Source organism: Dactylosporangium aurantiacum, assembly GCF_000716715.1.
GTDB classification, from domain to species: Bacteria; Actinomycetota; Actinomycetes; order Mycobacteriales; family Micromonosporaceae; genus Dactylosporangium; species Dactylosporangium aurantiacum.
Window position 1 is genome coordinate 276,726 of record NZ_JNYJ01000004.1, and the last position, 6,882, is coordinate 283,607.

Genomic DNA, 6,882 nt, shown 5'->3' on the forward strand with positions numbered 1-6,882 from the left:
GCCCGCGATCCTACGGCTTGCGCACAGCGGGGGCGGTCAGCGCTTTGACGTCGGTGCGGTTGACCCCGCCGAGCCCCGACTGCTCCCCCGCGATCTTGTCCTGGAGCTTCATGATCCCGTGCAGCAGCGCCTCCGGGCGCGGCGGGCAGCCGGGGATGTAGACGTCGACCGGGATGAGCTGGTCGACGCCCTTGGTGACGGAGTAGGAGTCCCAGTAGGGCCCGCCGCAGTTGCTGCACGCGCCGAAGCTGATCACGTACTTCGGCTCGGGCATCTGGTCATAGAGCCGCTTGACCGCGGGCGCCATCTTGTCGGTGACGGTGCCGGAGACGACCATGAGGTCGGCCTGGCGCGGCCCGTGCGCGAACGGGATGACGCCGAGGCGCATGAAGTCGTGCCGCCCCATCGACGTGGCGATGAACTCGATCGCGCAGCACGCGAGACCGAAGTTGAACACCCACAGCGAATAGCGGCGTCCCCAGTTGAGCACGAACTTGATCGGGTCGCCCACGACACTCCCCATGCCGTCAGCCTACGCCCGTCGGCCGCTGCAGCAGACTGAGGAATGCGACCAGTAACTGCTCGCGCACAGCCGGTGGCGCGGCGTTGAGCAGCGTGTTGATGACGGCCATGCGCTCGGGCAGGACGGAGTCCCCGGCGCCGACGCCGAGCGCGGCGGCCACCGACTCGACCGAGCCGAGCAGCTCGAAGATGCCGTCGGGCAGCTCCACCGGGCCGAGGGCGCGGGCGGCGGCGACGGACGCGGCGAGGTCGGCGGCGAACTCCTCCACCCGGGGCGCCACGGCCGCGGTCACCGTCAGGTGTACCGACGGCGCGATGTCCCCGTGCCGGAACTGCGGCTGGGTGTGCCAGCCGCGGGCGGCGAGCTCGTCGGCGAGCACGAACAGGTCGACGTCGGTCGACTGGAACGCGACCACCGTCGACTCGACCGGCAGCAGCCGCAGCCCGTCGACGGCCGACACGGCGGCGGCCAGGCCGCGCACCGCGGTGCGGGTGGTGTCGGCGAGGGCGAGGTAGCCGTCGTCGCCGAGGTGCCGCAGGGTCGCCCAGGCCGCCGCGATCGGCCCGCCGGAGCGGGTGGAGGAGATGACCGGGTTGACCATCGTGTACCCGGGCCAGTCGGCGTAGCCGAAGTACTGCGGCAGGCGCAGCGCCTCGTCACGGTGCAGCAGGACGGAGACGCCCTTCGGCGCGTACGCGTACTTGTGCAGGTCCACGGAGATGCTGGTGACGCCCGGCACGGACAGGTCGAACGCCGGGACCGGCTCGCCGAGGCGGCGCAGGAACGGCAGCGTCCACCCGCCGAAGCAGGCGTCGACGTGGCAGCGGACCCCGGCGGCGGCCGCGGCGGCCGCGATCGGCTCGACCGGGTCGATCAGCCCGTGCGCGTACGACGGCGCCGAGCACACGACCAGCACGGTGGACGGCCCGATCGCCGCCGCGACGTCGGCGGGGTCCACGCGCAGGTCGGCGCCGACCGGTACGACATCCAACGCCACCCGCAGGTACGCGGCGGCCTTGGCCAGGGCGGCGTGCGCGGTGACCGGCATGACCAGACGCGGCTCGGCGATGTGCGGGGCGCCGTCGCGGGCCGCCTTCACGGCGAGGATCAGCGACTCGGTGCCGCCGCTGGTGACGCTGCCGACCGTCTGCGGTCCCCCGCCCAGGACGGCCGCGGCCATCCCCACGAGGTCGTTCTCCATCCGCAGCAGCGACGGGAACGCGGTCGGGTCGAGCCCGTTGACGTGCGCGGACGACGCGTACGCGGCGGCGGCGAGCTCGTCGAGGCCGGGCACGGCCGGGTCGTAGACGTAGGCGAACAGCCGCCCGCCGTGCGTGGGCAGGTCCCCCTTGCGCAGCTCGGCCAGCTCGGCCAGGACCTGCTGCGCCGGAATGCCTTTCACGTGACCCCCTCGGTCAGTCGTCGCTCGTCCAGGTCGTAGCCTCGCAGACCGATGAGCGCCGATGCCATGACCACCGCGGGCACGACGGTGAATCCGAGCAGCACGCCGAGCTTCGCGGTGCCGGACTGGGCCGCGGCCTCACCGGACGAGCTGGACACGTAGCCGAAGGCGGCGAGCAGCAGCGCGAAGATGCCGGGGCCGAGCGCCAGGCCGAAGGTCTCGCCCGCCGTCCACAGGCCGGTGAAGACGCCCGCCTGGCGGCGGCCGGTGCGCCGGGCGTCGAACGCGATGCAGTCCGGCAGCATGGCCATGCCGAAGACCTGCTGGCCGGCGTAGCCGCTGCCGACGAGCCCGGTCAGGACGTACACGACGACGGCCGGCAGGAACGGCGCGAACGCCAGCAGCCCGGCGGCGGCCGCGAACAGCAGCGACGCGGACACATAGGCGCGCAGCTTGCCGACCCGCTGGCCGACCCGGGTCCACAGCGGCATGACCAGCAGCGCCGGGCCGACGAAGCACGCGAAGAGCAGCGTCGCGCCGGTGTCCGGGGAGTCGAGGATCTGCGTGGCGAAGTAGCTGACTCCGGCCAGCATGGTCGCGATGCCCGCGGCCTGCACCACGAAGCAGATCAGCAGCAGCCGGAACGGCCGGCTGGCCCGCACCACCCGCAGCTGCACGGCGAAGGACGGCTCGCTCGGCAGGACCGTGCCCACCGGCGCGCCCCGGGTGCCGAGGAACGAGCCGAACGTGCCGACGACGATCAGCGCGGCGACGAAGATCCCCATCGCCCGGTGACCGGGGATGCCGCCGCCGAACTGTTTCGTCACCATCGGCGACAGCGCCCCGGAGACCAGGATCGCGACCGCGAGGATGGCGACCCGCCAGCTCATCAGCCGGGTCCGCTCGGCGTAGTCGTCGGTCATCTCGGCCGGCATCGCGACGTACGGCACCTGGTAGAACGCGAACGCGGTCGCCGCGAGCAGGAACATCACGGCCGCGTAGGCGGCGGAGTCCGCTCCGTTCGGCGCGGCGAAGATCGCGGCGAACAGCACGGCGAGCGCCAGCCCGCCGAAGAGCAGAAATGGTCGCCTGGCCCCCATCGAGGTGCGGGTACGATCGGAAATCCTCCCGGCAACGGGGTTGATCAGCACGTCCCACGCCTTCGGCGCCAGCACCAGCAGCCCGGCGACCCCGGCAGCGACGCCGAGTGTGTCCGTCAGGTAGGGCAGCAGGAGCAGCCCCGGCACGGTGCCGAACGCGCCGGTGACGAGCGATCCGAGCGCATAGCCCGCCCGCACACGTCCCGGCAGGACCTGGGTTCGCACGTCTGGGGCCATGGTCCACGAATGCTAGCGATCACCGTCACGGAAAGGAACCTCCGCTGTCCACCGCCCTGCTGCAGGCAGCATCGCGCCCCCGGGCACGGGTCCCGGCCGGGGTCGCCGCCGGGCACCCCGCCACCACCGAGGTCGGGCTGCGGGTGCTCGAGGCCGGTGGGTCCGCCGCCGACGCGGCCGTGGCCGCCATGCTCGCCGGCTGCGTCGCGGAGAGCGTCCTGACCGGCCTGGCCGGCGGCGGGTTCGCAACCTACTTCAACGCCGCCACCGGCGCGACCACCTGCCTGGACTTCTTCTGCGCGGTGCCCGGCCTGGACAGCACCGCCCCGGCGGCGCCCATGGTGCCGATCAAGATCTCGTTCGGTGGTGTGCCGCAACGGTACGAGATCGGCGCGTCGAGCGTGGGCGTGCCAGGCGTCCCGGCCGGGGCCGGCGAGATCCACCGCCGCTGGGGCCGGCTGCCCTGGCAGCGGGTGGTCGCGCCGGCGCTGAACCTGGCCCGCAGCGGCGTGCTGCTGCCCGGGGCGCACGCCCGCACCCTCGTGTCGCTGGCGCCGGCGATGCTGCCCGGGTTCGGTTCGGCGGTGTACGCGCCCGAGGGCCGCCTGCTGGAGGGCGGCGAGCTGCTGCACCACCCCGGCCTGGACGACGCCCTGGGGATCCTGTCGGCGCAGGGGCCGGCCGCCTTCTACACCGGGCAGGTCGGGCGGCTGATGCTGGCGCAGGTCCAGGCGGGTGGCGGGGTGCTCAGCGCGCGGGATCTCTCGTCGTACCGGGTGCTGCAGGTGCCCGTGACGGCGGCGCCGTTCGGCCCGTACCGCGTGCTGGCGCGCGAGGACCTGAACGAGACGATCCGGACCATCGCCGCGTTGCCGCCCGGGTTCTCGGCGGTGCAGCTGGCCGACACGCTGCTGGCGTACGGCTCCCAGCGCCTCGGCGACACGACCAACATCGCGGTCGTGGACGACTCCGGCAACGCCTGCGTGATCACCATGACGCTCGGCATCGGCGCGGGCGTGTGGCTGCCGGGCCTCGGCGTCCACCTCAACTCCATGCTCGGCGAGGGCGACCTCATCCGCCCCGGCACCCGGCCCGGCGAGCGGATGGCGTCGTGCATGTGCCCGACCGTCGTGCTGGACTCCACCGGCGGCCTGGTCATGGCGATCGGCTCCGCGGGCGCGACCCGCATCCGGACCGCGCTGATCGAGACCCTCACCAACGTGCTGGTCCACGGCGACGACATGGCCACGGCGATCCGCCGGCCGCGTTTCCATCCCGTGTCGGCCGACGGGGTCCGGCGCATGCACGTCGAGCCGGGCTGCGACCCCGAGCCGTTCGCCGGCGCCGGGTACGTGGTCCAGCGGTGGGACCGCCTCGACCACTTCTTCGGCGGCGTCAGCGGGGTCGGCCTGGCCGGCGCCGGCGGCGACCCGCGGCGCGGGGGCGTGGGGCGGCTGCTGTAGCCGGGCTCCTGGTTTCCAGCCGGGTGTTTGGTTTCCAGCCGGTGTTCGGTTTCCAGCCGGTGTTTGGTTACAGCAGGACCAGGTCGTCGCGGTGGACGACCTCGCGCTCGTACGCCGGGCCGAGCGCCGCGGCGAGCTCCCCCGTCGACCTGCCGAGCAGCGGCGGCAGCTCCGTGGCGTCGTAGTTGACCAGCCCCCGGGCGACCGGCACCCCGCCCACGTCGACCAGGTCGACCGGGTCCCCGGCCGCGAACCGCCCGTCGACCGCGGTGATCCCGGCCGGCAGCAGCGACGCGTGCCGCTGGATGACGGCCTGCACCGCACCCGGATCGAGGTGCAGCCGGCCGCGCGGGCTGGTCGCGTGCGCGAGCCAGAACAGCCGCGCCTGCGGCCGCTCCCGCAGCCGGTGGAACAGCGTGCCGACCGGCTCCCCGGCCAGGACCCGGCCCGCGTTGGGCGCCGACGTCAGCACGACCGGGATGCCGCTGGTCGTCGCGATCCGCGCCGCCTCGACCTTGGTCACCATGCCGCCGGTGCCGACCCCGGCCTTGCCGGGCCGCTTCACGTCGATGCCCGACAGATCGTCCGGCGAGCGCACGTCCGTCACCGGCATCGACCCCGGTTTCGCCGGGTCGCCCGTGTACAGGCCGTCGACGTCCGACAGCAGCACCAGCAGGTCGGCGTGGACCAGCGACGCCACGAGCGCGGCCAGCCGGTCGTTGTCACCGAAGCGGATCTCCTGCGTGGCCACGGTGTCGTTCTCGTTCACGATCGGCACGGCCCGCAGGTCCAGCAGCCGGCGCAGGGTCCGGTACGCGTTGCGGTAGTGCACCCGCCGCGTCACGTCGTCGACGGTCAGCAGCACCTGCCCGACCACCCTGCCGTGCCGGGCGAACGCGTCGTTGTACGCCCGCATCAGCAGCCCCTGCCCGACGCTCGCCGCCGCCTGCTGCGTCGACAGGTCCCGTGGCCGCCGCGACAACCCCAGCGGCGCCAGCCCCGCCGCGATCGCCCCCGACGACACGAGCACGACCTCCGCCGGACTCTTCGCCAGCGCGTCCACCAGCGCGTCGACCCGCTCCGCGTCGAGCCCGCCGGCCGCGGTGGTCAACGACGACGACCCGACCTTGACCACGATCCGTCGAGCCTCGGTGACCTGTTCCCGCACGCCGCCTATCTTGCCGGGTCCCCGTCCGGAACCCACGGTAGGTTCCCATATCGTGGCCGATGACGACTTCGCCGAGCTGGTCCTCACCGTGGTGGAACGCATCCCCCCGGGCCGCGTCATGTCCTACGGCGCGATCGCCGACTACCTGGGCCGGGGCGGCCCGCGTCAGGTCGGCTCCGTGATGGCCCGCGAGGGCGGCGGCGTCCCCTGGCACCGCGTCGTGGCCGCCAACGGCCGCCTCGTCCCGGGCCACGAGCAGGAGGCCCTCCGCCGCCACCGCCAGGAGGGCACGCCCCTCAAGTCCGACAAGGTGGACATGCGCCGGGCCGCCTGGTACCCGGAGGACTGACCCGCCCACCCCACAACCCCGCACAGCCCGGCCGAGGGCGACAGCGCCACTGATCACGCTGATCGCGACGCCACGCTGATCACGGCACTGCGGGAGGTCGGTCAGCCCGGAGGTGGCGGTGTGATCATTCTGGCGACGCTGAGGTCGGCGTTGACACCGCAACCCGTTGGATTGCCGTTGCTGGGGGACAACAGCGATCCACCGGGTTGCCGCGATCCACCGGGTCAGCAGCCCGGCAGGCGATGGCGATGCGGAGAAGCTGGCGTTGGCGGTGGCCCAGACCGCTGCGATCGGGGTGCGGCGGGGGCGACGGGTGGCTGGGATCCCCGGTGATGCCCTTCGACCGAGGCGATCATGGCGTGACGGCTTGTGGGTGACGCGGGCGGACCAGGCGGACAACCGTCGGATAAGCGGGCCTGGCGGACACACCCCCGGCCGGCAGGGCCGACACGGGCACAGCCGGCACCGGCACAGTCAACACGGCCAGCAGCCAACACGGACAAATCGGCACTATAAACGAGGTGCGGGAGCGCGCCCCACGCCCGGCCCACGACGAGGAGGCCCCCCGCCGCCCCCGCGAGGGGGGCACGCCCCTCAAGTCCGACAAGGTGGACATGCGCCGGGCCGCCTGGTACCCGGA

Annotated in this window: 6 protein-coding genes; 2 read left to right on the plus strand and 4 right to left on the minus strand. The window is 73.5% G+C overall.

The genetic code is table 11. The features are described from left to right. Nucleotides 1-10 precede the first annotated feature (10 nt). Genes OP18_RS06035 through OP18_RS06045 form a run of 3 tightly spaced genes read right to left on the minus strand, consistent with a single transcriptional unit; the run spans nt 11 to nt 3,262 of the window. Nucleotides 11-523 (minus strand): NADH-quinone oxidoreductase subunit B, encoded by a 513-nt coding sequence (locus OP18_RS06035; protein WP_033357697.1) that lies wholly within the window; start codon nt 521-523, stop codon nt 11-13. A gap of 4 nt (nt 524-527) precedes the next feature. Next, a complete protein-coding gene (locus OP18_RS06040) occupies nt 528-1,925 on the minus strand; it encodes a pyridoxal phosphate-dependent decarboxylase family protein (RefSeq protein WP_033357698.1) in 1,398 nt (465 codons plus the stop codon). Continuing rightward, complete coding sequence (locus OP18_RS06045; RefSeq protein WP_052386279.1) at nt 1,922-3,262, minus strand: MFS transporter; 1,341 nt, start codon at nt 3,260-3,262, stop codon at nt 1,922-1,924. The genes OP18_RS06040 and OP18_RS06045 overlap by 4 nt, the downstream gene beginning before the upstream one ends. Before the next feature lie 143 nt (nt 3,263-3,405). Between OP18_RS06045 and OP18_RS06050 the strand changes: the two genes are divergently transcribed. Further along, the gene (locus OP18_RS06050) at nt 3,406-4,725 is read left to right on the plus strand and encodes a gamma-glutamyltransferase (protein ID WP_245635266.1); all 1,320 of its coding nucleotides are present in this window, start codon (nt 3,406-3,408) and stop codon (nt 4,723-4,725) included. Nucleotides 4,726-4,792: 67 nt separating this feature from the next. Here the strand turns inward: OP18_RS06050 and proB are convergent, their stop codons facing one another. Beyond that, entirely contained in the window at nt 4,793-5,893 is a 1,101-nt protein-coding gene (proB, locus tag OP18_RS06055; RefSeq protein WP_211273448.1) for a glutamate 5-kinase, read from the minus strand. A gap of 52 nt (nt 5,894-5,945) precedes the next feature. Between proB and OP18_RS06060 the strand changes: the two genes are divergently transcribed. Then, nucleotides 5,946-6,242, plus strand: coding sequence for an MGMT family protein (locus tag OP18_RS06060; protein WP_033357701.1), 297 nt, complete (start codon nt 5,946-5,948; stop codon nt 6,240-6,242). The last annotated feature ends 640 nt before the right edge of the window (nt 6,243-6,882 follow it).

Excerpts from the sequence above, each read along its gene's own strand:
- OP18_RS06035 (WP_033357697.1), bottom strand. The coding sequence starts at position 523 with ATGGGGAGTGTCGTGGGCGACCCGATCAAGTTCGTGCTCAACTGGGGA.
- OP18_RS06045 (WP_052386279.1), bottom strand. The coding sequence starts at position 3,262 with ATGGCCCCAGACGTGCGAACCCAGGTCCTGCCGGGACGTGTGCGGGCG.